Source organism: Arthrobacter alpinus (assembly GCF_001294625.1).
In the GTDB taxonomy this organism is placed as follows: Bacteria; Actinomycetota; Actinomycetes; order Actinomycetales; family Micrococcaceae; genus Specibacter; species Specibacter alpinus_A.
Genome location: NZ_CP012677.1, coordinates 1969530 through 1994871 on the forward strand (window position 1 = coordinate 1969530; position 25342 = coordinate 1994871).

Below are 25342 nucleotides of genomic sequence, written 5' to 3' on the forward strand. Positions count from 1 at the left end.
CATGGAGTCCGAATTCCCGTGCTCCGCTTGATAGGGGAATCATCATGCAAACACCTGGCACCCACCCCTTCCACCGGGCCCCGAGACGCAGATTGAGCAGACCCGCCATCATTCTGACGTTCGCATTGCTCATCAGCAGCATCGGACCGCTGGGCGGGCTCAACAACTTCTCCGGATCCGATGCGGCCGTGGCCGCTGTCCCTTCTAGCAGCACCGACTCCACGAAGGTGCCCCATTACTTCGGCCCCTATCCCAACTGGGCAAACAGCCCACAGACATTGGCAGACGCGATGGTGACAATCGGCGTAGGGACCCCAACCCCGGTCTTCTACGGCAACCCGCTAACCGAACGCAAGTACGCCACCGACTTCGCTAAGCCGACTGGCGTCTTGGGCCCGGTACTGGTTGTCCTTGACCATACCAAGTTGCCAGGCGGCACACTCCACGACTTCCAAAGCTGGAACCAAGGCAATGCCGGAGGGAGCCCAACCCCATCGGAAGGCAACCTCTTCCACGCGCTGGTGCTGCGACCCACCGGGACAGCGGGCGAATACACGGTCGTCTTTGCCAGCGATGCCCTGACTGTGCCAAAGCCGACCGTGGTCACTGGAGTGGTCACAACCTACTCCGTACCTCCGCTAACAGTGCAAAAAGACGATGTGATCGGCTTTTACGGCCAAGGGATTCCAGTTGACACCGAAGTGATCGCCAACGGGGACACCTTGAGCACACCGGCCAGTGGTGACCCTGGGATGACCACCAACGTTGTCCCGGCCAAGGACTCCACGCTCAAGCTTGGGGCCTCAAACTACCCGGACTTCTCCCACGACCGCAGCTATTCCTTCGGGGCAGATGTAACTCCAACCATCACCGACCCGGGCACGGGTGCAGCGGCAACGGCCCAAGTCGACCCCAAGACCGGGGCCATCTCGGGTGTGACCGTGACCAGCCCAGGTTCGGGCTACGCCGTCCCGCCCTCGGTGGCAATCACCACTGCCGGAGTGACTCCCACCGCGGTGGCCAAGGCCACGGCCAAGATCGCCACCGGCGTCATCACCAGCATCGATGTCAATGAGACTGGTTTCGGATTCACAGCACCCACAGTGACCCTAACAGGCGGCGATCCTGCTGCAGGCTCGCCGGCACAGGCGCTGGCCAGCGGGACAGTTGATTACTTGAAACTGACCGATGGAGGCAAGGGCTACACGGCCCAGCCATTGGTGAGCATCTCCAAGCCTGACCTCGCCGACGGCGTGCAGGCAACGGCCAGCGCAACTATGGACGCCAATGGCGTGGTCACCGGCGTCGAAATTGCGATCGCCGGCAGTGGCTACACTTCCGCTCCGAAAGTGACCGTCACCGATGCCAGCAAGACCGATCCCACCGCGTGGGCGAACGTCGTGGCCACCATCGGCGTCACCCGGATCGACATGATCAGCGGTGGTGCAGGCTACCTTTCAGCACCGACAGTGACCATTGCAGACACCGTGGGCGTTGCCGACAAGGGTGCCAGCGGAACTGCCAAAGTGGCTGTCAAGGGCTCGGTTACCGAGATCGTGGTGACCACCCCCGGAGCCGGATACCTCACCCCCGGCATCAAGAAGTTCGTTGACACGCTGCCGGGCCAGGGTGAGGCGAATGCCAACGACCTGGGCCAGTACATCCCTGTAGCTGTGCCTGACACCACCACCTATCCCGGCACCGACTACTACGAAATCGCGGTTGTGCAATACCGGATGAAGTTCCACCGCGACCTGCCAGCCACGCTCCTTCGCGGTTACGTCCAGCTCTCAACCAGCGTCGTCCCGGGCAAGAAGGTCACGCTGGGCAACGCCAACGTTGACCCGGCCGTCCCCGACAGTCCCATCAGCTTCAACGGGGTCGACAACCCGCACTACCTCGGCCCGACCATTCTCGCCACGAAGAACAAGCCCGTCCGTGTCCTCTTCCGTAATCTCCTCCCCACCGGTGTGGATGGCGACCTGTTCCTGCCGGTCGACACCTCGGTGATGGGTGCAGGTGCAGGACCTGACATGATGACGCTCAATCCCGTAACGAAGGTTCCCCAAGATATGGCCGCGGACGAGGGAAGTGTCCTGGACGGTGTACGCAACCCGATGTGCGGGCAAACGCCGAAGCCCGACACATGCTATTCGGAGAACCGTGCCACCTTGCACCTGCACGGCGGCATTACCCCGTGGATCAGCGACGGCACACCGCACCAGTGGGTCACCCCCACGGGTGAGAACACTGCTTACCCGAAGGGCGTAAGCGTCAGCAACGTTCCAGACATGCCGGACCCCGGGCCCGGTGCCGAGACCTTCTTCTACACCAACCAGCAGAGCGCCCGAATGATGTTTTACCACGACCATTCGTGGGGCATCACACGGCTCAACGTATACGCTGGTGAAGAAGCAGGATACATGATCACTGACGAAACAGAGCAGAAGCTGATGGCCCCCGGCGGCGCCCTTGAAGGGCTCGGAATGGGGATCCCGCTGACCATCCAGGACAAGACCTTCGTGCCAAGCGCAACAAGGATGGCCCAGCTGGACCCGACCTGGGATGCCAAGAAGTGGGGCGGTGAAGGCAACCTCTGGCAGCCTCATGTTTACATGCCCGCACAGAACCCTGGTGACGCAAGCGGCATGAGCGCATTCGGCCGCTGGTTCTACGGCCCGTGGTTCTGGCCGCCGGCCAAGGACGCCAAGTACCCGCCCATAGCCAACCCATACTACAACCCCGCCTGCGACCCGAACGTGGCTGACTTCTGCGAGCCTGCCCTGATCCCGTCGACACCGAACAACTCGGTGGGCATGGAGGCCTTCCATGATACGCCTGTTGTGAACGGCACCGCCTACCCAACGACCACCATGGATCCCAAGTCCTACCGGTTCCGTATCCTTAATGGATCCGACGACCGCTTCTGGAACCTTTCGTGGTACGTCGCTGATCCTGCAACCGGCACCGAGGTTGCGCTGAAGGCCAGCGAGCTCTCCCTGGCACAGACCGACCCGGTCGTCATGCCGACCCCGGACACCGCAAAGAGCCCCAAGGGCCCTGACTGGATCCAGATTGGCAATGAGGGCGGTTTCCTGCCCACCCCGGCCGTGGTTCCCGCTCACGAGACAACCTGGATCACCGACGCGACCAGGTTCGATGTGGGCAACGTCGATCAGCACTCGCTGCTGCTCGCGCCCGCAGAACGGGCCGATGTGATCGTTGACTTCTCCGCCTACAGGGGGAAGACACTGATCCTTTACAACGATGCACCGGCGGCTTTCCCGGGCCGGATCCCAGGTTACGACTACTACACCGGCGGACCGGACATGTCACCGGCTGGCGCACCCACAACGCTGCCCGGCTACGGGCCCGACACCCGCTCAGTCATGCAGGTCAAGGTTTCCAACGCAGCGCCTGCACTGGCTTTTGACCGGCCGAACACCACGGCTGACCAGATGGGCAAGCTGATGGCAGCGTTTGATCACCACACTGATGCAGCCGGCAACCCCGCCGGAGTTTTTGAGTCCAGTCAGAACCCCATCGTGGTTGGTCAGGCCGCATACAATCAGGCCTACGGATCGAGCTTCGTTGGCAGCGGGTACTGCAACGCAGCTGTCAACGCCGCCACGAAGTGCGACGGCTTTGCCCGCATCGCCGAGCAAGGTGGGGAGCAGTTCAAGTTCGATACCTTGGCGGGGCCCCAACTCAGCGTTCCCATCCAGGGCAAGAGCGTCCACGATGAGATGAACGCGGCGAACTTTGACGAGTGGGGGCGTATGAGTGGCAACATCGGGTTGGAGGCACCAGGAGCAACACCGCTACTGCAAAACATCATCCTCTACCCGTTCGTGAACCCAGCCACGGAAATACTGGATGGAACCAAGGGGATCAACAGCCTCAAGGTGACACCCATATCCACCAACGCTGACGGCACACAGATTTGGAAGATCACCCACAACGGTGTGGACACCCACCCGCTGCACTTCCATCTCAATGACGTGCAGCTGGTGAACAGGGTCACCTGGGATAACATCATCATCCCGCCTGAATCTACTGAAATCGGTTGGAAGGACACGGTGCGTGTCAGTCCATTGGAGGACACCATCGTGGCGGTCCGGCCCATCCTGCCAAAACTCCCGTTTGCCATCCCGGACAGCAACCGGCCGTTGAACCCGATGATGCCATTGGGTGCCAAGGGCTCGATTACCGGCGTGAACGGGTACGAGGCCGGGTTCAACAACACCGACACCAACGGCAACCCGATCGATCCAATCAGCAACGACATGACCAACTTCGGCTGGGAATACGTGTGGCACTGCCACATCCTCAGCCATGAGGAGATGGACATGATGCGGCCCATCGCGGTCAGCACACCCCGCACCCTGGCCGACGCCTCTGTAGTGAGCTTCACCAGACCTGCGAATGACGTGCTGTTGAACTGGACTGATGGGACACCAGTGTCGATCGCGGATCCCACCACCTGGGGTAATGCGAAGAACGAGATCGGCTACAAGATTGAGCGTGCGCCACTTGCCAACGGCACGGCCGGCACGTACGCCCAGCTGGCCACCACACTGGCGAACGTCACCAGCTACTCCGACAAGACTGCCGGTACCGGAGAATATGCATACAGGGTGACAGCCTGGAACGCGGCCGGAAACACCGTGTCGGCGCCTGTGCTCACTGCCACCACTGTTGCCACCGTCCCGAAGGTGGCCAGCCAGAACCCCGCAGCCGGGGCCACAAGTGTGACGACCAACATCCGCCCGACAGCCACCTTCAACGAAGCCGTCACGGGCGTCAGCAGCACCACGTTCACGCTGAAGCAGGGCACCACGGCCGTTGCGGCCTTGGTGAGCTACAACACGGCGACGCGCACGGCAACCCTGACCCCGACGTCAACCTTAGCCACTGATAAGCCCTATACCCTCTCGTTGACCACGGCCATCAAGAGCGTGTCAGGCGGTTCATTGGCAGCAACGAGCTGGACCTTTATCACCGGTCCCGCCCCGACGGTCACCATGACCAACCCCGCCGCCGGGGCCACCGGCGTCGGACTGGGAACGGCCACCAACCCGATCCCGTTGAGTGCAACCTTCAGCGAAACCGTGACGGGGCTGCCCGCCATCGCTGCCAGCACCCCCAACTTCACCCTGAAGCTGGGAACGGCAACCATCGCCTCCAAGGTCAGCTACAACGCCACCACCAGGGTTGCCACGCTGACTCCGGACGCAGCACTGGTCAGTGACACGATTTACACCCTGTCCCTGAGCAACGCGGTCAAGGACGTGGCAGGCAACCCGCTCACAGCCAAGACGTGGACCTTCATCACCGGTCCCGCCCCGACGGTGACGAATCGGACCCCGGCGGTCAACGCCACTAGGGTCAGCCGGACGGCGAACATCACCGCAACCTTCAGCGAGGCAGTCTCAGGTCTGCCCGCCACGGCCACGGCGAACGGGAACTTCACCATCAAGCGGAGCTCCAACGGCGCCGTGTTCCCGTCAGCTGTCAGCTACTCCAGCACCACGAAGGTGGCAACACTGAACCCGAGCGGCACCCTGCGGGCCAACACCCAGTACACCATCACTCTGAGCAACGGGATCAAGGATGCTGCAGGCAACCCGCTGGCTCCCGTCACTTGGAGCTTCACAACGAGCAGATAGCACCATCCGCGATGTATACCGCCGTCCAAGCCCGCAAGTCGGGGTTGGACGGCGCTGCACGGTGCGGGCATGGACCCAGTCTTACAGGATGAGGAGGCGAGCGTGTTGAGAGAAATACCCCGGCGGACCTGCAGTCAGCAGTCACGAGCCCGGGGACCGCTGGTCCGCCGGTTCCTCGTGTTGCTGTTCGCCACGCTTTACTTGATGCTCGTGGCGGCGCCCACCCCAGTCCTGGCGCACGCCGCTCTGCTGTACTCAATGCCTGTCGATGGCGCGGCACTGTCCAAGGCGCCGAGCTCGGTGGAGCTTGTCTTCGGTGAGACCGTCGCCACTGTCCCCGACGGGTTCCAGTTCTACGATGTCAGCGGCGGTCATCACACTGTGCACGTCGAGCAGTTGGACGCGACTGTCACGGCCACCTTGCCCTCAAACCTTGCCGACGGCAGCTACAAGCTCAGCTGGCGGGTGATTTCCGATGACTCCCACCCTATTTCCGGCGTGTTGTCGTTCAGCGTGGGAAAGGCCGGCGCAGCAGTCCCGATCATCGTCAAAAACGACGCCGTACCGGTGGACGTCCTGTACGGAGCGCTCAACGCTTTCGGCTATCTGGGCTTGTTCGCTCTTGCCGGACTCACAGTTTTCGACCTGTTCGTCGCCCGGACCACCGTCACGGTTCGTCGGCCGTCCTGGGTAGCTGCGCTGGTCACCATCAGCGCCTACATCATGCTCGTGCCCCTCACTTCAGTTCGGGAGAGGGGTTTGGATCTGGGTGGATTGGCCGATCCAGCCGTCTTCACCACGGGATGGTCCGGAGGTGCAGCGGTGACGTTGTTCCTCGCCCTCCCCGGGGTGGTGTTGATGCTGCTGGCGGCTCGGATCCCGGGCCGGGGAGGCTTCTGGGCCGGGACGGTGGGGGCCGGGCTGGCGATGGTCTCGGTGCTGCCCATCGGCCACACCCGGACCTTTGGACCCAGCTGGGTGGTCATGGGTTCGGATCTGGTCCATGCCGCGACGGCCGCGGTTTGGCTGGGCGGTCTCGTTGGTCTGGTCCTGTACCTCCACCATGCCCGACGGCGGAAGGGTGACCCTGCCGAGGCTGCCGTGGTCCTAGGCCGGTTCTCCACGCTGGCAGGGAGTCTCGTTGTTCTACTGGGCATTACGGGCACCATCCTAGCCGTTGTGATGGTCGGCTCGGTGGCAACTCTTGTGGGCAGTTCTTACGGTCGGTTGCTGATGGTCAAGCTGGCGATCGTTGCGGTGGTCGGCGGATTTGCGGCGTGGAATCGATTCGGGCTCCTCCCCCGTCTGGAGAACGAGGGAATCAAGGGGAAGGCGTGGTCCCGACTGGCATTGGCTGTACGCCTGGAGGCTATTGGGGTGGTGCTTGTGTTGGGGCTCACCTCAGCACTGACGTTGCAGAATCCGCGGGCCACCGAGGTGCAAGCCCCGGTTGGGACCGAGGTAATTGCAGACCTGGGAACCGGTCACTTGTCCGGCCGGTTCAGCCCCGGCGACGCCGGGCTGGGCGTCCTTACCTTCGACCTTGCCGACGTTGGGGGCGCCCCTATCGTCCCAATAAGCGTTCCGCAGGTCAGCGTCGCAGAACCGAACCTGAACCTTGGACCCCTGGCTGCCAAAGTTGAGCCTGGGCCGACGCCGGGAAGCTACCGGGCCGAGGTGGTGCTGCCCATGGCGGGGACATGGAAGATCACCGTCGCCGTCCGCGTCAACGAGCTTGAGCAGCCAGCCGCCGTCGTCAATGTGGTCGTGGTGAGGTGAGCCCTGCCGGCCCCAACACGGTGGTCGACGCCTGCAGCTCAACGTTTGAACCCGGAGAGGTATCTAGGTCAGTTGCGGACCTGGACCGACTCATCAAGGGGATCACGCTCAGCCGAATTGGAGACGGGTTTTCCGAGTGGGGTCGGTAGCACCGGCAGTAGCGGCAACCGCAGAGTGAATGCGGCACCATGGCCGAGCGAGCTGGCCACCGAAACGGTGCCGCCACGGGCTTCCGTGACGGCCTTGACGATGGCCAGGCCCAGCCCACTCCCGGCTCGCTCGCCTGCGGTCGACCCGGTCCGGAAGACGTCGAAAACTGTGTCCAGATCTGCGGCCGGGATGCCCGCCCCGGTGTCCCGGACGATCAGCACCAGTTCGTCGCCCTGGGCGCCGGCCGTCACAGCGATGGTGTCTCCTGGCCCGGTGAACCTGACAGCATTCTCCAGTAGGCAGTCCAGTATTGCCTCGAGTCGCTCGTTGTCGCCATGAACGGTGCCGACCTCACTCCGTGAGCTCCAGCTTCGGTCTGCAGTGACCGACCATCGGTGCAGGATCGCGGCCAGCATCCGGTCGACGTCGACCGGCTCGGTGGTCGGCGGCTCCACGACCCGGACCAGGGTGAGCAAGTTGGTTGCCAAAGCGGACGCTTTAATGAGTTCGGCGACCACCAGCTCGGCGTCCTCACGCACCGTCGGCTCGGCCGACTGGTCGGCGATGAGTTGCGCGTATCCTCGGGCGATTGTCAACCGTGTGCGTACCTCGTGCGAACCGAACCGAGCGGCGTTCTCCCGCTGCTGACTGCGGTGACGGTCAGCTTGCTGCAATGCCTGCAGACGGGCCTGAGAGTTCCACTGCCGGTTCACGTGCCAGATCAACAGCATCATAATTCCGGCCATCAAAAAGATCTCTGTGCATTCTTCCCATTCGATAGTCCCCGCTATCGCGTGACCAACCAAGGCGGCACCGGTCACCGTTGTGACAACGACGAAGGCAACCAGGGTGGCACGCCGGGGCCACGGGCACAGTCCGTAGACCAGCGCGAAACTGGCCCATACGAGGTGAAAGGGGATGGTCTCCTTGCCCGGCAGCGCAAAGGTGAGGTAGCAGTTCACGCCCGCGAACACCACCCACGCGGCGCCGAGGACTGCCTTATGTCGCGATCCTATATCCAACATTGCGCACCGTTTCAATTTTATCGTTCGTGAGTTTGGATCGCAGCCGGCGCACACAGACGTCGACGACGTTCGTGCCGGTGTCGTATCTCGTTCCCCAGACCCGCTCAAGCAGCTCGGCCCGGGTACACGTCTCCGGAGCCCGCTGGAGGAGGTGGGTCAGGAGCACGAACTCCCGCTGGGTCAACGAGACGCGGCGTCCGTCAACCACGAGTTCGCGTTGCTGCACATCGATCTCGACACCAGCCCTTCGCAGGTACCGGGGGACGGCCAAGGACGGTGCTGGCGTTCGGATGCGGGCGTTGACCCGGGCCAGCAGTTCTGCGTTGTCAAACGGTTTGGCTAGGAAATCCACTGCACCGCCTTCCAGAACACCGACTCTGGTGGTCACCTGCGTCATGGATGACAACACCACGACCCGACTCGACGGACGGAATCGCATCAGTTCGGCCAGGACTTCCTCGCCGCGACCGTCAGGGAGTATGAGATCCAGGAGGATCAGTTCCGGGTCGACAGTGCGAATCGCTGCCAGAGCCCCAACCACAGTGCCAGCTAGGGTGACCGTGTGGCCGGCACCACTAAGGATCCGGTCTAGGAGTCGGGCGAGTACGGGTTCGTCCTCGACGACTACAATGCTGTTCACGTCGTCGCTTGTTCGCCGGTGCAGGCAATTGCGCTGGCGGGCACAGCCCCAGAACGTGCCTCCCCATCCACGGACCGGCAGCCCTCGGAGGGGTTGGCCACACCGAGTCCTCCCCCACACCGCTTCGGAGCCAACCTCCGAGCCGGTGTAAGTCCTGATGCAGTAGCACGGACTATCATGCGATGGTCCCCCATTCACTACGATTGGCTGATCGCAACAAGACGCTTGCTCATCACTAGCCTAGCCAGATGGGCTCATAGTAAGCTGCGCTACTCCGGCTGTCAACGAAGCGCGTTGACTCATCAAAGATGCCCGCATAGCTGTTATCGAAGAATCATTTGGTAATGCCCGCGTAGCGGCGCGTCTGCCGTGCTGGTTGTTGCTGGCGGGGCACTGTGAGCCATGGAGCAATTGAATCGTCAACGTCAGGCGCTCACGAAGGCCAGTGCCCTTCGGTATTCCCGTTCGAGCCGGGTTGCTAAGAAGACTATTTTGGATGAGTTGTGCGCGGTGACGGGTTGGCATCGGGACCATGCGCGTAAGGCGCTGCGGCAGGCCCTGGTGCTCAAGGTGGTGAAGGCGAGGCCTCCCCGGCCACCGCTGTACGGGGAGTCCGTGATTGAGGCATTGAGGTTCTGCTGGGCCGTTCAGGGCACTCCTTGTGGGGGGCCTAATGGCGGCGGAGTTGTTGTTGCGAATCGCCCCGGCCACGATCGCCCGCCGGCTCAGGTTCGACAGGGGCAAACTTAACCCGCGGGGAGGTTCACTGCCACGCCCGGGACCGTCCTGAAGGACTCCATTCCGATGCGAACGCGGGCAGAATGGGACGATGCAGTTCCTGGTTTTCTCGAGATCGATCTCGCCGGTCGTGAGGGCGGAAATTCCAAGCGGGAATTCTGTTTCACCCTTGATATCACAGACGGCGCAACGGGTTGGACCGAAACCCGGTCCGTGAAGAACAAGGCCCAGAAATGGGTGTTCGTGTCCATCAAAGAGGCCGCCGCGGCATTCTCGTTTCCGTTCCGGGAACAAAAAAGACGTCGCTCATGTGAAGAAAAAGACTTGGCACATCGTCCGCCAGACCGTGGGATATCACCGCTATGAAACGGCCGCGGAGTTGGAACTTTCGAACCAAATTTGGGCGCTTCAACGCCTGCTCACGAACCACTTCGGTCCCCAGCAAAAACTCGTCAAGAAGACCCGCAACGGCGCGAAGATCACCAAGACCTCCGACCTGCCGGCGCCCCCATGCCAACGAGTCAGGCCATCACCACGGCCAAAAAAGCCGAGCCGTCTAGAAGTGAACTTCAGCTGCTCACCGATGCCGGATCGGTGGATTCAGGCTTAGGCGAGGGACAGGAAGAGCTTTTCCATATCCTTCTTGTCCATGCCAGTGTCGTCGCTTCTGATGCACTGCTCCAGTCCGGTGGCGATAATCACGAAACCGGCCCGGTCCAGCGCCTTGGAGACGGCGGCGAGCTGTGTAACGACGTCCTTGCAGTCACGGCCCTCTTCGAGCATGCGCGTAACCGCCGCAAGTTGGCCTTGGGCGCGTTTGAGACGGTTGATGACGGGGGCGATTTCTGTCTTGTCAAGTTCCATGCCGTACTCCAAAGGTGAGGTTGTATTCTCCAAACCATATACCCCGTGGGGTGTAATGGCCAGCAGCTGAATCCGTTACGGACAACGATACGCTCAACTTGTACAATACCCCCTAGGGTATGGGAGTTTTGAGCAGACCAACGGAGAACCGCCCTGCAGGTGACTCCGGCCTTGCTGACATAAGGAGTGCCCGTGCTTATTGAGCGCATCTACGACGAAGACTTGGCCCAGGCCAGCTACCTCATCGGCTGCCAAGCCAAGGGCGAGGCCATTGTTGTCGATCCTCGCCGTAACATCGCTGTCTATCAGTCACTGGCCGCCTCGAACGGGATGCGGATCGTGGCCGTCACCGAGACGCACATCCATGCGGATTTTCTATCCGGGACCCGGGAACTGGCTGCCGCGACTGGTGCTACCGCCTACGTTTCCGGGGAAGGCGGCACGGACTGGCAGTACGGCTTCGAAGCTGAACGCCTGATGGACAATGATGAGATCACCTTGGGAAACATCACCATCAAGACTCTCCACACTCCGGGCCACACCCCCGAACTCCTCTCCTTTTTGATCACCGACGGTGCGTTCGCGGACACCCCGGGATACCTGCTCTCCGGAGATTTCGTGTTCTCCGGAGACCTGGGGAGGCCCGATCTGCTCGATGAGGCGGCCGGTGGCGTGGACACCCGCTTCGCCGGGGCCAAGGAGCTGTTCACCAGTTTGCAGGAAAAATTCCTAACCCTGCCCGATTACGTCCAGGTCCACCCTGGCCACGGCGCTGGTAGCGCCTGCGGCAAGGCCTTGGGCGCCGTCCCCTCCTCCACAGTTGGCTACGAGCGCCGCTACGCCTGGTGGGGACCGTATTTGTCTGCCAACGACGAGACCGGCTTCGTGACTAAGCTACTTGACGGCCAGCCCGACGCCCACGCCTACTTCGGGCGCATGAAGCGGCAAAACCGTGAAGGGCCAGCCGTCATGGGAACCCGCCCGCCCCTGCAGGAAGTCGCCACCAAGGATCTCATCCTTGATCTTGCGGCGGACACGATGACGTTTGTGGACAGCCGCTCCCATGCCGAGGTCCACCAGGTAACCGTTGCCGGGTCCCTGAACATCCCGGCGGGCAAATCCACGGCCAGCTTTGGCGCTTGGGTGGTCAACCCCGAAACCGACACGAATCCTCTCGTGCTGCTGGCTCCGGACCAGCTCTCAGCCCAGGAAATGTGGGACCACCTGGTCCGCGTCGGCATCGACACGGTTGCTGGCTACGTCACCAGCATCGACGGCTTGCCCACCAGCACCCCGAAACGCATCCAACCCGAAGAACTCGAGGATTTCGACGCCGCGATGGTCCTGGACGTTCGCGACCGCACCGAGCACTCCGCCGGCCACATTCCCGGTTCCCAGCAGCTCAGCGGCGGCCGCGTCATGTGGAACCTCGATCAGCTCCCGGCCAGTGGCACCATCGTCAGCTACTGCCAAAGTGGCGTCCGGAACTCCGTCGCGGCCAGCGCCCTGCGCCGCGCCGGCTACGACGTCGTCGAACTCGATGGCAGCTACGCTGGATGGGCCACCTTGCAGCAGGCGCTGGATACCGCCCTTGCCCTGCCCACAGCAACTGGAGTACTGCAAATGAAATCCGGCGCTTCCTCCTAGGTACCGTTTTCATCACCGCCTGGCTGGGGCTGTCGGTCTTGACGGTAGAAGGAACCCCTACGGAATCGAACAACCGCGACACCTTTATCCTGACAAGTCTCGCGGACAAGATCGGTGCAAGACTCGGATCGTCGGCGGCAGCTGATCCGGGCCAGGTCCGTCGAAGCCTACCGACTATGACGTGTTGTCGGCTTCGCCGTCGGGGGAGTGCTTTCCGGGATATTCACCGACGCCTACGGCATCCCTTCCAACATTTTCTCGGTCTCCGCACGCGGCAAAGCCCTACTTTGAGCAAAACAACCGCAAACCACGCCCACCTCACGAACCGGACAATGAACCAAATGGCCGTCTGCAGAATGCGCGGCCCGAGGACTCCTGACGCAGCACTGCATCGTGTTTGCGCACGGAGCCCACTCCGGCGCCAGCGCGGCACGTGTCCACCAACCTTCTAACGGTATTCGATACCCCATAGGGTATACTGACGGAGTAAACAACCCATCTAAGGAGGCAATATATGTGCCGTGCGGTGACATGCAAGAAATGCGGTAAAACGACGTGGGCGGGCTGCGGCCAGCACGTTGACCAGGTAATGCGCGGGGTTCCAAACTCCCAACGGTGCGCCGGGCACGAGCAAGAGAAGACTAGCGGCAACGGTTTCTTCGCAAAGCTGTTCGGCCGGTAGCTCGGGCATTGGCCGAGTCTGGGGCATACGGGGCCGCTCAGGAAAGAAGTGCCTTGATGCCCACGTAGGCTGCGATCATCAGGACTAGAATTCCAAAGCTACGCTTGAGGGTCTTCGCGGGGATACTCGCGCCGATCCTGCCAGCCGCGGGGCAGGCAACCATCGCCGCCCCCGCGAACGCGGCCGTGACTGACCTATCTATCTGAGGATCGGACAGGTAGGCGGTAAAGCCGGCAATGACGTTGAGGACGACAATGATCAGGGACCTACCCGCAGTCAACGCCATCGGCAATCCCAGAATCAGGGTGGGTGCGGGGACGCTGAGGAACCCGCCACCCACGCCCAGCAACCCTGTGAGGAAGCCCACGACAGCGCCGGTGGCAATGGCCCTGGGGAGGCAGCTGCGCCAATTGACCCCACCGCCGGGCAGTGCGCAGGCCCCTCCGGAAGCCCCAGTGGGCATGAGCATCCTAATGCCGGCGAAGACCATGATGGCGGCAAAGACGAGCAGCAACACTTTCGGGTCCAGCAGCCGGCTGTCCATTGCTCCCAGGTGGGCGGTTGGGGTGCCGGCCGCGCCGATGATCAGCGCCAGTCGCCAGTTCACCCCGCCCTTTAGGCGCGGCAGCACCGCGACCGCGGAGGAAGCTCCGACGAGCGAGGTCGGAATCGCCGCGGCGATGATCATGGCCGGCTGCCCAGCTTCTGCAGGGCATGGTGCCCGGTGGGCTCATCTACGGTACGGTTCCACGACATCTTCGAGAGCACCTGGCTCATGGCGCAGCGGTTGGTCGCAGCCGAATAGGTCAGTCCAGCGCCGACGACTGAGGCGATCAATCCCCACTTGGGAGAGATGAGTTTGGCGCCCAGGAACCCGCCGAAAAGGACGTTTGTACCAGTCCGGCCAACGGCGTCCAGCTGCTTGCGGGCATGCTCGGCCCGGTCCCCGGAATGGCAGACGAGTGCGAGCCGGGCGCACACTTTTTCTGCGAACTCTTCGGGACACTCACGGAACAGGGCCTGCGACACATGATAGGACCCAGAGATGTGCAGGGCATCGAATTCTGCCCTGCCGCCGGCATCGATGATCATGGCTATCGGCCCATGGCTTCAGAATCGAGGCGTCAATACCCTCGTGGACGGTTTCAACAATGCGGGTCGGGATAGTCATAGTCACTTTCGGTACCTTCCGGAGTGTTTGTGATTTACACCGTCTCCGGGTACGGGGCTGGGCGTGCTAAAGGCATGCGGCGATAGGGACCAGATGTGTCACCCAGGGCTATGGGGCGGTAGGAGCTTGTTTAACCTGGCTGCTGTGGACGAACCAGTTCATACGCACGAAGATTGCGTGGATGAGCTCACGGGTGGGCTTCTGACCCGGCTTTGTCCAAGATTGAGGGGCGTTGCTGGCCACGGTCAGCTGGCGATGACATCCCTGCAAACGGATTCGGGGGGCGAGGCCTGACGGAGGAACGTTCATGGCCTCGCGGGCACTAGTTCTGGACCGAGCTCTGCCAGGTCGTTCACCCAAATGCCGCCCGTGCCGCTCCCCCTCCACAGTGTCCGGGCCGTTTCGGGGCCATATTTAACTACCTATACCCCCTAGGGTATAGTATTGAATTATGACGACCCTTGATATTTCCGAAAAAGACTTCGATGCCACCATCACCAGCAACGACCTTGTGCTGATCGACTTTTGGGCCGCGTGGTGCGGACCTTGCCGAACGTTTGCGCCCGTCTTTGGCAAGGCCTCGCAGGCCCACCCGGACGTCGTGTTCGCAAAGGTCGACACCGAAGCCGAGCCGGGCCTCGCCACCGCAGCCGGGATCACCTCCATTCCCACCCTCATGGCATTCCGAGACGGGATCCTCGTCTTCTCCCAGCCTGGGGCCATGAACGAGAACGGACTCGAACAGCTCATTACCGGCATCAGGGAACTTGATATGCAGGAGGTTAGGGAAGCAATCGCAGCAGCACCGACCCAGTAATCCCCACCACTCGAATTTTCCTCATCGTCTGAGGCTGGCCGCTGGGGTTCATGCTGAGTCGACGGGGCCCTGAGCGCTGCGCAGTGACGGAGCGCCGGTCACTTGCCACCTAGAGATCCATCGTCAGGAATCGCGCGAACGGCCAGGGACGGCGTAGATGATTAACGGCAGCCATAGCAGCACTGAGGAGTAGAGCATGGACAAGGACACCCAGATAGGCGAAGAGGACTTCAGCTCCAGAGCAACGGCCCACACCTGGAAATGGTCTCTAGAGCAAAACTGGCGTCTGCTGCGGCGCTGGCGGTGGCCCAGAGTCAGCGTGGCAGGCGTGGCAGCAATCACCATCGCTGCCGCTGTCATCTCGATGAACGGCATGATGACAGCATCCGAAACGCCATGGTGGAATATCGCGGCAGTCGCCATTGGTTCGCTTCTCGCCGGACTGGTGGTTGGTAGCTACGTCGGTGCACCAATCGGAGCACAAGCCACGGTTTGCGATACCCGATGGCCTATTCTGGGCATCGCGGGCTTGGTGCTGGCAACGCCATCTGCACCGGCAAACCTTTCCACCCACCTACTTTTCGGAACATCACCGACAGTGCTGGCCGGGTCAGTCCAGGCCGTCATTGCGATCCTATCCCTGGCCTTGCTGATGTGGGCTGTTGGTGAGCGCTTCGAACTGGAGCGGAAGGCCGTATCGCCGTCTACCTCGATGGAGTCAGGAGAGTCGTGCGCGAGCTGTGGTCCACTTTTCCCGGGCAAGCTCGGCGCCCCACGCGGCCCTGGCCGCTGACCTCTTTAGCAACTCCCCAGAGGGCTGCAAAGTCAGACCTTGCTTGGTAAAAATTGTGGTGGTTCATCGCTACAATCCGTGGCTTCAGCCACTAGGCGTGAAGGTCTAGTGTCCGACGCCGAGTTTCCCGCCAAGGCGTTCGCGCATGAGGGCGCTGGCCTCGTTGAGGCCGACGATTTTAACCTCCGTGCCGTGACGGTGATATTTATCCGTGACCGCATCTAGGGCCGCGATAGTGGATGCATCCCAGAGGTGCGAGGCATGCATGTCAATGACGACGTGTGCGGGGTCCAGGGCATACTCGAATTGCATGTACAGGTCGTTGGAGGAGGCGAAGAACAACTCGCCGTCCACAACATAGGTGGCAGTCTCCTGCCCGTCACTGGTTGTCATTGTTCGTTCGACAGTAACCAGATGGGCCACACGCTGGGCGAAAAGAACCATGGCCACGAGCACGCCGACACCAACGCCGATGGCAAGGTTGTGGGTTGAAACGACAACGACCACGGTGGCGACCATGACGATGGTTTCGCTCTTCGGCATTCGTTTCAGGGTGCTGGGACGGATACTGTGCCAGTCGAAGGTGGCGATGGACACGAAGATCATTACCGCCACCAAGGCGGCCATCGGGATTGCCGAGACGACGTCTCCGAGCGCCACGACGAGGATGAGCAGGAACACTCCTGCCAGGAATGTGGAGATCCGGGTGCGGGCACCTGATACTTTGACGTTGATCATGGTCTGACCAATCATGGCGCACCCGCCCATGCCACCGAAGAATCCGGTGACGATATTGGCCACGCCCTGGCCCCAAGACTCGCGGGTCTTGTTAGAGCGGGTGTCGGTGACGTCATCGACGAGCTTGGCCGTCATTAGCGACTCCAGCAGGCCCACGAAGGCAACGGCAAGAGCGAAGGGGAAAATGACTTGCAATGTTTCTAGGCTGAACGGAACATTCGGGATGAACAGGGACGGGAGCGAGTCGGGCAACTCCCCTTTGTCCCCGACCGTCGGTACTTCGATGGAGGTCAGGACGACGATCAGTGTCAGCACAACGATGGCAACCAGAGGGGCCGGAACAGCCTTGGTCAACCTCGGGAGGCCGAAGATGATCAGCAAGCCGACGGCGGCCAACGGGTAAACCATCCATGGCACGCCCAGCAGCTCGGGGACTTGAGAAATGAAGATCAAGATGGCCAAGGCGTTGACGAAACCGACCATGACCGAGCGCGGAATGAAGCGCATCAGCTTCGCAACCCCCGAAACGCCCAGGATGACTTGGAAGATTCCGGCGAGGATGACAGCTGCGATGAAGTAGTCAATTCCGTGGGATTTCACCAATGGGGCGATGACCAACGCCACGGCCCCGGTAGCTGCCGAAATCATGGCGGGCCGGCCGCCGACAAAGGAAATCGTCACTGCCATCGTAAATGCCGCGAACAAACCGATCCGCGGATCAACCCCTGCAATGATGGAGAACGCTATGGCTTCCGGGATCAGGGCTAGAGCGACGACGAGGCCGGCGAGGACTTCGGTCTTGAGCCGGCGCGGGGATCTGAGGGTGCCGCGCACGGATTGGAGCTGTTCCGGGGTAAGCGAGGGGCTATCCTGGGCTGTTTTGACGGCCAATACTGGCTCCGTTCATAGTTATGTAGACAACAGAGCGGCGTCTTCGCTTATTCGAAGAATGAGGGGGCGCGGCACCGCGCCGGTGGGAGGGGAATCAGCCAATCAGGTTTCACCGCTCACCAGAAACTCTACCCTAACGTGATGGTAGGGTTTGAATCAGATACGGAATGGAGGCCCCTGATGTCGACAAGACCTAGCAACACCACTATGCACATCGGTGAACTGGCGGAACGGACGAGCCTGTCGCTACGGACCATCCGTCACTACGACGAAGTAGGCCTCCTCCCTGCCACAGCACGGACCGAAGGAGGATTCCGGGTGTATTCGGAAGATGACTTCGAACGCCTCACGGTCATTAAAGCAATGAAGCCCCTGGGTTTCTCGCTGGAAGAAATGGCCGAAATCCTCAGCATCCTGCGCTCACATGAAGGCGCGGTAGCGGGTACTGAAGCGGCGGGCAGACGTGACGATATTCTCGAGCGGGCCATCCATCAACGTGCGAAGATGGCTCGCAACCTAGCCCAGGCAGACGAGTTCATTCAAACACTCAGCCGCTCCACCTGAGGCACGTGCAACACGAACAAATTCTGAATTGGGTCCGCTGATCCTGCTATGTTACGGCACCCCAGTCGGCCTCCACAGAGCGCCCGGCTTCTTCTGTGTCTTTCTCAGTTCACCCGGGCGCCTTTCCCCCGCTGACAGCTTGGCCACAGTCGGTTTTAGTACAGTGGTCTTGACTGTGGCTGGCGCACCCTCGATACCTCTGCGACTCGGGCTCTGAGCTCCCCGAGCGGCTCCGCAGGCTGACCTTGGGTCTACGTGGGTCCGATTGCCGGAGCGCCTTTGTGGTGCCAAACAAAAGCAAGTCTCAGGATGGAAACCCAGTGCCGCTAACCAGTCGTGGCCAGAACCCCGGCAGCACCCGGGCGGCAAGCAGGTTTGTGGTGCCGAACACGGCCGGGAAACCTAGCGCGTTGACAGGGAGGACAGCCCGGCCTGTGCCAAGGCGATCTCGTGTATTTGGCGCGCGTTGAAGAACTAAAGTGGCCTTCATCGCGGAGGTCGCTGACCAACATTTGAGCGCCTATCGTCACGGTGACACACACGACCGTGACGATAGCCCCGACAGGTAGAGTGCCCTCGGCAGCGTCCAGCGCAGCCTCTCGAGGCCGACGTAGTCATAGGAAAGCAGCTCGAACCCTTCGTAGGCGACGAAAATCGAGGCCGAGGCAACAATGACTCCCGCTGTGCCTTTGTCGGCCAACGGAGCAAGCCGCTCCGGGGAGGAGTGTGCAAAACCGATGGCCGCAATCAGTGCCAAGATCGCTACCTTGATCGGGACAACGAGGTCCTCACTGACTGCCGAGGCTCCCACGTCTCGCAGGTTAATCCCCACAAACACAAGGAGGATCAGGATCGCGAATCCGTTTACGAATGCTTCTGGCAGACCAAACAAGTGTGCAGCGTAGCGGCCGAAGGTGTACCCATATGCTGCCAACGTAATCAGATAACCAAACGTGAGCAGCCATGCGATATAGGAACCTGTGCGGGGTAGCCGGCATTGTGCAGATTGCGGAAAAGGCCGCCTGAGCGTCCGGCGCGAGCGGAGAGAGCGGCGAAGGAGTGCACCGTGACCATGGCGATAGCGCCACCGGGTCACGCAGGCGGAGCATACCCATCCCCTTGTTCCGGCCCGCGGTTGTCCGCGGATGGAGCGGCGTTTTCGGGGTCGAGGATCCGCCAGTCATATGGGGCGTCCAATCATTCCGCCAGCGCCGACAGGCTTGCCTACGTACGCCATCCCTAGCACTAACACCGACGTATGCAAGGCCAGGGGTCTAGGATGTTTGTAAAAGCGGTTGAAAGGGAAAACCAATGACCAGTAGTAGCAGCACGTTCGTGATTGTAGTTGGATTTGATGGTTCCGAACACTCCCAGGTAGCCCTGAAATGGGCGGTGGAGGAGGCTCGCCAGCGCGAAGGGGAACTCCGTCTGGTTACGGCGTGGAGCAACCTTCCCTTGTCCTGGTATCCAGCGGTATTGGAAACGGCGATCGGTGGGATCGCTGTACCTGAAGATTCACCGGAGCAAATTGCGGGGGCGCTTCAGGCTGCGGCACTGAAGGTGGCGGCCGCTGAGGGACTTGCCGCCACCGGGCAGGTCGTTCACCATCATTCCCCAGCGTCAGCGATACTCGCTGCTGCCCAGGACGCGAATCTCATCGTCGTCGGCTCCCGCGGGCATGGCGGATTCTCTGATCTCCATCTCGGCTCAGTCTCCAGCCAGGTCATCCACCACGCACCATGTTCAGTCCTGGTGACCCGGCCTAAAACCCCCTAAGGAATCAACCCCGCCAACTACGGCAAGGATGGCAGTCCCGGAAGCCCGGCCCCGCGGTAACGACCGTGACACCGCCCAATCAGCCGGAGCGGGGCTGCCCTGGCGCCTCGGGATCAGAAGGCGCTTGGGTGGCGGACGATCAGTACCGGGCAGGAGGCATGGTGGGCGACTTGGGTGGACACCGATCCGAGCAACAGTCCGGCGAAGCCACCATGTCCACGGGATCCAACGATGAGGATATCCGCCTCTTTTGAGGCTTCGAGCAGAGCGGTTGCGGGGTAATCCCGAACGAGTGTCCCTGAGATGTCCACGCCGTCACTCGCTACGGCTTTCAGTGCCTCGGCCTGGAAACGTTCCGCGGTGTGAAAGGAGTCGTTGATTGGGCTGTCTTCTATCGACGACGGCACAGGAGGATAGTGCCAGGCTGTAATGACCCGCACCTTTCCGCGGCGCAGCCGCGCCTCATCAACCGCCCAGCGGAGTGCGGCCAGCGAGGGCTCTGAACCGTCAAAACCAACCACAATCAGGAAAGCACCGGTACTGCTCATACTTGGCTCCTTTCGTGGGCTTGGCACAGTGACAGTCTGCTCTTAGTACGGTCCGGCGGTCAAGGGCACGAAGAGACTCTGGCCGCTGGGAATCAAGCGTGCCTTGTATCCGGCTTGTCCGCCATGACAGATCGGCATCGCGTCACTGGTGCTGGTCTCCTTTGACGTTGTTGAAGATCCCGAGGGGTCAACAGCCGTCGCGGTCGCTAGGGTAAGCCATGGTTCCAGCTTCGATAGGATGGCCGAACGGACCCGTGACAGCCTCACCGCGTGCGACGGACCGGGCAATCCTTCCCGCAATTGCTCCTCCTGATCGAGATTGCAGGCGTGGATCGGTGTCACGGTCACCGGAACTTTGGTCCCCAAAAGGGCTTGTAGCCTCACTACTAAGTGCTACTATGTAGTGGTAGTTAGTACCACCGAGTAGCCGAGGGAGGTGTTCCATGGGCAGGCAAATGACGGAGATGCTCAAAGGCACGCTGGAAGGCATCGTGCTGGCGATCCTGTCCGCGCGGCCCGCCTACGGCTACGAAATCACCACGCAGTTACGTGAGCAGGGCTTCGCCGACATCGCAGAGGGCACCGTCTACGCGATTCTTGTACGGATCGAGCGCAACGGGCTCGTCGACGTGGAAAAAGTCCCGTCCGAGAAGGGTCCGCCACGCAAGGTGTACTCCCTCAACGGACAAGGCCATGAATATCTGGACGAGTTTTTCAGGACCTGGAGCTTCCTGAATGAACGGCTGGAACAGCTCCACCAAGGAGGCAGGTAGAAATGGTCGCAAAGTGGATCGGGCTGGTCACGGGATCGCTTGAACAAAAGAAGCAGTACAAGCAATATAACGTCCGCATGGACGCGCTGCCCGAGCCCTACGGCACCGCCGCCAAGGCGCTGCAGCGGTACTTCATGTATAACGGCGGCGTGGTTGACGGCCAGACCTTGCTGAAGATGATGAGCGACTTCGTGGAGCTTTGGGAGCGGGCCGCAGTCGACGGGACACCCGTGCGGGTCATCGTCGGGGCCGATCCGGTCGATTTCGCCGACACCTTCACCGCCGCCTATGCCGGCAAGCAGTGGATCGACAAGGAACGCGAGCGCCTGACCCGGGCCATCAACGAGCTCGCGGACAACGAACCGCAACCCTAGAAGATGTAGGAGAAGCACATGACACCCCAGCAAGTCCAGGAGCCTGCCATCCACGTGCAGGACCTGGCCAAGTCATACAAGCAGCTTCACGTGCTGCGCGGAGTCAGCTTTGACGTCGCAAAGGGCAGTATTTTTGCCCTACTGGGCTCCAACGGAGCCGGCAAAACCACCGTGGTGAACATCCTGGCCACGCTCTTGAGGTCCGACGCCGGCGCTGCCGCCGTCAACGGCTTTGATGTCACCACCGAGGCGGCGGCGGTACGCGCGTGCATCAGCCTCACCGGACAGTTCGCCGCCGTCGACGAAATTCTCAACGGCCGCGAAAACCTGGTGCTCGTGGCCCGGCTGCGGCACCAGAAAAGCCCGGGATCGATCGCCGACGGACTGCTGGAACGCTTCTCGCTCAGCGACACGGCCACCCGGAAAGTGGCCGAATACTCCGGTGGCATGCGCCGCCGCCTGGACATTGCGATGAGCCTGATCGGGTGCCCGGAGGTCATCTTCCTTGACGAGCCCACCACCGGGCTGGATCCCCAAGCACGCAACGAGCTGTGGGCGGCCGTGAAAGACCTCGCCGCGCATGGCACAACCGTGCTGCTGACCACCCAACATCTGGACGAGGCCGAACAACTCGCCGACAGGATCGGCATCCTTCATGAAGGCCGGATCATCGTCAACGGCACCCTGCCCGAGCTCAAGGAACTGCTGGCGCCGGCCAAGGTGGAATACGTTCAAAAGCAGCCCACCCTCGAGGACGTCTTCTTCGCCATCGTCGGTGACAACGGACTAGACAACGACGCAGCGGGGCTGCGTGACGCCACAAACGAGTAAGGAAGGGCCATGACCACGCACTTCTTTGGCGACACCACCGTCCTTACGGGCCGCTCACTGCGCCATATCCTGCGCAGCCCGGACACCATCATCACCACAACTGTCATGCCAATCGCGTTCTTGCTGCTGTTTGTCTATGTGTTCGGCGGCGCCATCAACACGGGCACCGACTACTATGTGAGCTATCTACTGCCGGGCATTTTGCTCATCACAATCGCCTCCGGCATCTCCTACACCGCCTACCGGCTCTTCCTGGATCTCAAGAGCGGCATCTTCGAACGGTTCCAGTCCATGCCAATCGCCCGGTCCTCAGTCCTCTGGGCGCACGTGCTGACCTCGCTGTTCGCCAACCTGGTCTCGTTGACCGTCGTCGTGCTCGTAGCCCTGCTCATGGGTTTCCGGACGGGCGCCGGGGTGATGCCCTGGCTCGCCGTGGCCGGCATCCTTGCCCTGTTCACGCTTGCCCTGACATGGCTGGCCGTGATTGCGGGGTTGTCTGCGAAGACGGTCGACGGCGCAAGCGCGTTCTCCTACCCGCTGATCTTCCTGCCGTTCATCAGTTCGGCGTTCGTGCCCACGGACACCATGCCGGGGCCGGTCCGTGCGTTCGCACAGAACCAGCCGGTCACCTCCATCGTGGACACGATCCGGAACCTGCTGACCCAACAGCCTGTTGGCAGCGAAATCTGGATTGCACTTGCCTGGTGCCTGGGCATCTTGGCGCTGGCCTATGCCCTTGCCATGACAGCGTACCGGCGCAAGATTTCCTAGCGTTTAGAACGCGTTGGCAGCACTTCGCAGGGAAGCGATCAAGGGCTTGAACAATACTGTTGCAATCTCAGCGGAGCGCTCGGCGGCGTCGTCGACATGGGTGAGGAAGTCCTCATCCGAGGCCGGGCCGCAGAGATCGGATACGCCGCGAACAGCGAGAAACGCGGCGTTGTGCACATAGCATGTCTGTGCGATTGCTGAAGATTCCATGTCTGTTGCCAAGACGTGGGCAAACTGGCTAGTAATGCGCTCGGCCCGGTCCCTGCCAACGAATGAGTAGCTGGAGACGATCAGGCCCTGGTGCACGGTTTGGCCTAGGCGATGGGCAGGCGGTGCCACCGCGCTCGCTTGCACCAGTGACGGTGCCACCGGGTAGCATGCGGGCATGCCCGGAACCTGTCCAAGGACGTAGCCGAAGGCACGGGCGTCAGCGTCGATATTGATGTGTTCGGTGCCAATCACCACGTCACCGACCCTTACCCCGGCCCCCAGTCCCCCCGCTGTGCCGGCGCTGATCACCAGGGGCGGGAGGGTGCGCTCCCGGTCACTTTTTGCCACCAGAATCGACGACGTGGCTGCGCCGGCGGCATTGACCAGTCCAATCCCGCCCTGGACCAGCAGTACGGAGAAACCGTTGATGACAGCGGTGCGGTGGGTGGCATTCCCGACGCCTTCCGGATCACCCACCAGGGATGCCCTGTCCAGAAACGGGGTCATCTCTTCGGCCATGGCAGTAATCACGACGATCTCGATGGCGCTCACGCGAAGATCTGCTCCCAAACGGCCCGCTGTGCAAGGAATCCGCGGGCGGCGTCCTGGGCGGCCTCAAGACTATGGTTTTGACCCCAACCGCATTGCACCTCGTTGGCTGCCGGGACCTGCGTAGCGCTCAGGATATCCTTCAGGGAAACCTCAATGAGCTGCAGGACCTCGGCGAAGTCCGGTTGGCCTTCAAGGATGAGGTAAAAACCTGTCTGGCATCCCATCGGCGAAAAATCGATGACCGCAGCCGAGTGGTTTCGCGAATATTCTGCGAAAAGATGCTCAAGGGAATGGACCGCCCTCATCTGAAGGTGCCCTGTGTTCGGTTGCGTGAATCTCACGTCATATTTGGTGATGACATCACCATGCGGGAGCGTCTTGCGGTCGGCGACGCGCACATACGGTGCCGCGACCAGGCGGTGGTCAAGGTTGAAGGACTCTACGTTCATGCGCGACGGGGTCATGGCTCTGGCTTTCTTGCGGCGGGGTTCGGGGCTAGGTTGCGTCGGGGCTGGTGCTGGCGTATTTCATCCTAGCGGGGGTGGCCCAGACCCAGAAGGCGTGCGTCACAATGCGGCCTGAGCCAACTAGGGGACACAACGGCCTCGGCCCGCCGTCTGCAAAGACTCGCGCAGGGTAACTACTAAAGTTCCGGTACCCAGAGCGGGGCAACCACCCCGGCGCCGGTGAGGCTGTCGCACCGAACCAGCTGCCGCTCAATCCGCCGCAGCGGACATTGCGGCCAGACGGCTTCTTGGGTGTTTTGGAGCGGCTCGCCGCCCACGTCCAGTCATGCCATGGCAGGGGTCGGGACAGCGACGGCCAGCAACAGGGCCGCACTGGCCGCGCCGACCCAGCGGCGCCCATGATGTGAAACGTTCATGATTCTGCTCTCCTTGATGTGTTGTTCTGATATCTTCACTGTGCTACTTGGACCCTCCGCCCGGCATCCGCAGGCAGCCCTGAGAAATACCGATTCCATCCGCAGATTCCCGGACACCGCAGAGCAAGAGCTCGTTGGGCGGTCAAGGGAACTGACTGCCCTCAGGTCTCTTCTGTAGGCAGCGGCCGCGGGATCTGCTGACTCTCTTGTCATCTCTGGCGCCGCCCTGCCCCTCGCGTCGATGACTGTTCCTTTCCTTTCGCTACGGGCCGCCTTCCGCAATGCGCCAGGAATCGACGGCGTGCACACCCCGCGAGTATCATCTCCGGCCATGCACACCCCGACGTCCCTGTCATCATTGACCTCTGGCTTGATGAATTGTGCTCAATCCGTCCTGTGGTGCTTGTCATCGACGATCTACAGTGGGCGGACCTGAGCACCTTGGACGTGCTGATG

General features: G+C 61.6%; 22 protein-coding genes. 12 read left to right on the forward strand and 10 right to left on the reverse strand.

Annotated features, from left to right (window positions below):
* Window positions 1–92: 92 nt before the first annotated feature.
* Window positions 93–5669, forward strand: a complete 5577-nt coding sequence (locus AOC05_RS08800; RefSeq protein WP_157374947.1) for an Ig-like domain-containing protein — start codon at window positions 93–95, stop codon at window positions 5667–5669.
* A gap of 102 nt (window positions 5670–5771) precedes the next feature.
* The gene (locus AOC05_RS08805; protein ID WP_197277922.1) at window positions 5772–7448 is read left to right on the forward strand and encodes a copper resistance protein CopC; all 1677 of its coding nucleotides are present in this window, start codon (window positions 5772–5774) and stop codon (window positions 7446–7448) included.
* 68 nt (window positions 7449–7516) lie between these two features.
* Here the strand turns inward: AOC05_RS08805 and AOC05_RS08810 are convergent, their stop codons facing one another.
* Both AOC05_RS08810 and AOC05_RS08815 read right to left on the reverse strand, forming a co-directional pair.
* Complete coding sequence (locus tag AOC05_RS08810; RefSeq protein ID WP_082357873.1) at window positions 7517–8623, reverse strand: sensor histidine kinase; 1107 nt, start codon at window positions 8621–8623, stop codon at window positions 7517–7519.
* Window positions 8598–9263: a response regulator transcription factor gene (locus AOC05_RS08815; RefSeq protein WP_082357874.1), complete on the reverse strand. Its 666-nt coding sequence runs from the start codon at window positions 9261–9263 to the stop codon at window positions 8598–8600. Before AOC05_RS08815 ends, AOC05_RS08810 begins: the two co-directional genes overlap by 26 nt.
* An 804-nt stretch (window positions 9264–10067) precedes the next feature.
* Between AOC05_RS08815 and AOC05_RS08820 the strand changes: the two genes are divergently transcribed.
* A complete protein-coding gene (locus tag AOC05_RS08820; protein ID WP_062006907.1) occupies window positions 10068–10367 on the forward strand; it encodes a hypothetical protein in 300 nt (99 codons plus the stop codon).
* 240 nt (window positions 10368–10607) lie between these two features.
* On the opposite strand, the gene AOC05_RS08825 is transcribed toward AOC05_RS08820, so the two are convergent.
* Window positions 10608–10865, reverse strand: a complete 258-nt coding sequence (locus tag AOC05_RS08825) for a metal-sensitive transcriptional regulator (RefSeq protein WP_062006908.1) — start codon at window positions 10863–10865, stop codon at window positions 10608–10610.
* 192 nt (window positions 10866–11057) lie between these two features.
* Between AOC05_RS08825 and AOC05_RS08830 the strand changes: the two genes are divergently transcribed.
* Complete coding sequence (locus AOC05_RS08830) at window positions 11058–12512, forward strand: MBL fold metallo-hydrolase (protein ID WP_062006909.1); 1455 nt, start codon at window positions 11058–11060, stop codon at window positions 12510–12512.
* A 719-nt stretch (window positions 12513–13231) separates the two neighbouring features.
* On the opposite strand, the gene AOC05_RS08835 is transcribed toward AOC05_RS08830, so the two are convergent.
* Window positions 13232–13882 carry a sulfite exporter TauE/SafE family protein gene (locus tag AOC05_RS08835; RefSeq protein WP_082357875.1) on the reverse strand — a complete coding sequence of 217 codons (651 nt, stop codon included), beginning with the start codon at window positions 13880–13882 and terminating at the stop codon, window positions 13232–13234.
* Window positions 13879–14286, reverse strand: a complete 408-nt coding sequence (locus AOC05_RS08840) for a rhodanese-like domain-containing protein (RefSeq protein ID WP_062006910.1) — start codon at window positions 14284–14286, stop codon at window positions 13879–13881. The genes AOC05_RS08835 and AOC05_RS08840 overlap by 4 nt, the downstream gene beginning before the upstream one ends.
* Before the next feature lie 530 nt (window positions 14287–14816).
* On the opposite strand from AOC05_RS08840, the gene trxA reads away from it, so the two are divergent.
* Window positions 14817–15182, forward strand: coding sequence for a thioredoxin (gene trxA / locus AOC05_RS08845; RefSeq protein WP_062006911.1), 366 nt, complete (start codon window positions 14817–14819; stop codon window positions 15180–15182).
* A 196-nt stretch (window positions 15183–15378) separates the two neighbouring features.
* Complete coding sequence (locus AOC05_RS08850; RefSeq protein WP_062006912.1) at window positions 15379–15975, forward strand: hypothetical protein; 597 nt, start codon at window positions 15379–15381, stop codon at window positions 15973–15975.
* A 105-nt stretch (window positions 15976–16080) separates the two neighbouring features.
* Here AOC05_RS08850 and AOC05_RS08855 read toward each other — a convergent pair whose 3' ends face one another.
* Window positions 16081–17604: a SulP family inorganic anion transporter gene (locus AOC05_RS08855; protein WP_062006913.1), complete on the reverse strand. Its 1524-nt coding sequence runs from the start codon at window positions 17602–17604 to the stop codon at window positions 16081–16083.
* A gap of 207 nt (window positions 17605–17811) precedes the next feature.
* On the opposite strand from AOC05_RS08855, the gene AOC05_RS08860 reads away from it, so the two are divergent.
* Entirely contained in the window at window positions 17812–18168 is a 357-nt protein-coding gene (locus AOC05_RS08860; RefSeq protein ID WP_231687208.1) for a MerR family transcriptional regulator, read from the forward strand.
* A 526-nt stretch (window positions 18169–18694) separates the two neighbouring features.
* Here AOC05_RS08860 and AOC05_RS18900 read toward each other — a convergent pair.
* Window positions 18695–19102, reverse strand: coding sequence for an amino acid permease (locus tag AOC05_RS18900; RefSeq protein WP_062006915.1), 408 nt, complete (start codon window positions 19100–19102; stop codon window positions 18695–18697).
* A gap of 377 nt (window positions 19103–19479) precedes the next feature.
* Between AOC05_RS18900 and AOC05_RS08870 the strand changes: the two genes are divergently transcribed.
* Window positions 19480–19944 (forward strand): universal stress protein, encoded by a 465-nt coding sequence (locus tag AOC05_RS08870; RefSeq protein ID WP_062006916.1) that lies wholly within the window; start codon window positions 19480–19482, stop codon window positions 19942–19944.
* Between the two features lie 113 nt (window positions 19945–20057).
* On the opposite strand, the gene AOC05_RS08875 is transcribed toward AOC05_RS08870, so the two are convergent.
* The gene (locus AOC05_RS08875; RefSeq protein ID WP_062006917.1) at window positions 20058–20492 is read right to left on the reverse strand and encodes a universal stress protein; all 435 of its coding nucleotides are present in this window, start codon (window positions 20490–20492) and stop codon (window positions 20058–20060) included.
* 443 nt (window positions 20493–20935) lie between these two features.
* On the opposite strand from AOC05_RS08875, the gene AOC05_RS08880 reads away from it, so the two are divergent.
* Genes AOC05_RS08880 through AOC05_RS08895 form a run of 4 tightly spaced genes read left to right on the forward strand, consistent with a single transcriptional unit; the run spans window position 20936 to window position 23241 of the window.
* On the forward strand, window positions 20936–21265 hold the full coding sequence (locus AOC05_RS08880) for a PadR family transcriptional regulator (protein ID WP_062006918.1): 330 nt from the start codon (window positions 20936–20938) through the stop codon (window positions 21263–21265).
* Between the two features lie 2 nt (window positions 21266–21267).
* A complete protein-coding gene (locus AOC05_RS08885) occupies window positions 21268–21639 on the forward strand; it encodes a DUF1048 domain-containing protein (protein ID WP_062006919.1) in 372 nt (123 codons plus the stop codon).
* 18 nt (window positions 21640–21657) lie between these two features.
* Entirely contained in the window at window positions 21658–22470 is an 813-nt protein-coding gene (locus AOC05_RS08890) for an ABC transporter ATP-binding protein (protein WP_062006920.1), read from the forward strand.
* Between the two features lie 9 nt (window positions 22471–22479).
* Window positions 22480–23241 (forward strand): ABC transporter permease, encoded by a 762-nt coding sequence (locus AOC05_RS08895; RefSeq protein ID WP_062006921.1) that lies wholly within the window; start codon window positions 22480–22482, stop codon window positions 23239–23241.
* A 3-nt stretch (window positions 23242–23244) separates the two neighbouring features.
* Here AOC05_RS08895 and mtnN read toward each other — a convergent pair whose 3' ends face one another.
* Both mtnN and AOC05_RS08905 read right to left on the reverse strand, forming a co-directional pair.
* Complete coding sequence (mtnN, locus tag AOC05_RS08900; RefSeq protein ID WP_062006922.1) at window positions 23245–24003, reverse strand: 5'-methylthioadenosine/S-adenosylhomocysteine nucleosidase; 759 nt, start codon at window positions 24001–24003, stop codon at window positions 23245–23247.
* The gene (locus tag AOC05_RS08905; RefSeq protein ID WP_062006923.1) at window positions 24000–24467 is read right to left on the reverse strand and encodes an S-ribosylhomocysteine lyase; all 468 of its coding nucleotides are present in this window, start codon (window positions 24465–24467) and stop codon (window positions 24000–24002) included. Before AOC05_RS08905 ends, mtnN begins: the two co-directional genes overlap by 4 nt.
* Window positions 24468–25342 lie beyond the last annotated feature (875 nt).

Excerpts from the sequence above, each read along its gene's own strand:
- AOC05_RS08810 (WP_082357873.1), bottom strand. The coding sequence starts at position 8,623 with ATGTTGGATATAGGATCGCGACATAAGGCAGTCCTCGGCGCCGCGTGG.
- AOC05_RS08820 (WP_062006907.1), top strand. The coding sequence starts at position 10,068 with ATGCGAACGCGGGCAGAATGGGACGATGCAGTTCCTGGTTTTCTCGAG.
- AOC05_RS08825 (WP_062006908.1), bottom strand. The coding sequence starts at position 10,865 with ATGGAACTTGACAAGACAGAAATCGCCCCCGTCATCAACCGTCTCAAA.
- AOC05_RS08835 (WP_082357875.1), bottom strand. The coding sequence starts at position 13,882 with ATGATCATCGCCGCGGCGATTCCGACCTCGCTCGTCGGAGCTTCCTCC.
- AOC05_RS08840 (WP_062006910.1), bottom strand. The coding sequence starts at position 14,286 with ATGATCATCGATGCCGGCGGCAGGGCAGAATTCGATGCCCTGCACATC.
- trxA (WP_062006911.1), top strand. The coding sequence starts at position 14,817 with ATGACGACCCTTGATATTTCCGAAAAAGACTTCGATGCCACCATCACC.
- AOC05_RS08850 (WP_062006912.1), top strand. The coding sequence starts at position 15,379 with ATGGACAAGGACACCCAGATAGGCGAAGAGGACTTCAGCTCCAGAGCA.
- AOC05_RS08860 (WP_231687208.1), top strand. The coding sequence starts at position 17,812 with ATGCACATCGGTGAACTGGCGGAACGGACGAGCCTGTCGCTACGGACC.
- AOC05_RS08870 (WP_062006916.1), top strand. The coding sequence starts at position 19,480 with ATGACCAGTAGTAGCAGCACGTTCGTGATTGTAGTTGGATTTGATGGT.
- AOC05_RS08875 (WP_062006917.1), bottom strand. The coding sequence starts at position 20,492 with ATGAGCAGTACCGGTGCTTTCCTGATTGTGGTTGGTTTTGACGGTTCA.
- AOC05_RS08880 (WP_062006918.1), top strand. The coding sequence starts at position 20,936 with ATGGGCAGGCAAATGACGGAGATGCTCAAAGGCACGCTGGAAGGCATC.
- AOC05_RS08885 (WP_062006919.1), top strand. The coding sequence starts at position 21,268 with ATGGTCGCAAAGTGGATCGGGCTGGTCACGGGATCGCTTGAACAAAAG.
- AOC05_RS08890 (WP_062006920.1), top strand. The coding sequence starts at position 21,658 with ATGACACCCCAGCAAGTCCAGGAGCCTGCCATCCACGTGCAGGACCTG.
- AOC05_RS08895 (WP_062006921.1), top strand. The coding sequence starts at position 22,480 with ATGACCACGCACTTCTTTGGCGACACCACCGTCCTTACGGGCCGCTCA.
- AOC05_RS08905 (WP_062006923.1), bottom strand. The coding sequence starts at position 24,467 with ATGACCCCGTCGCGCATGAACGTAGAGTCCTTCAACCTTGACCACCGC.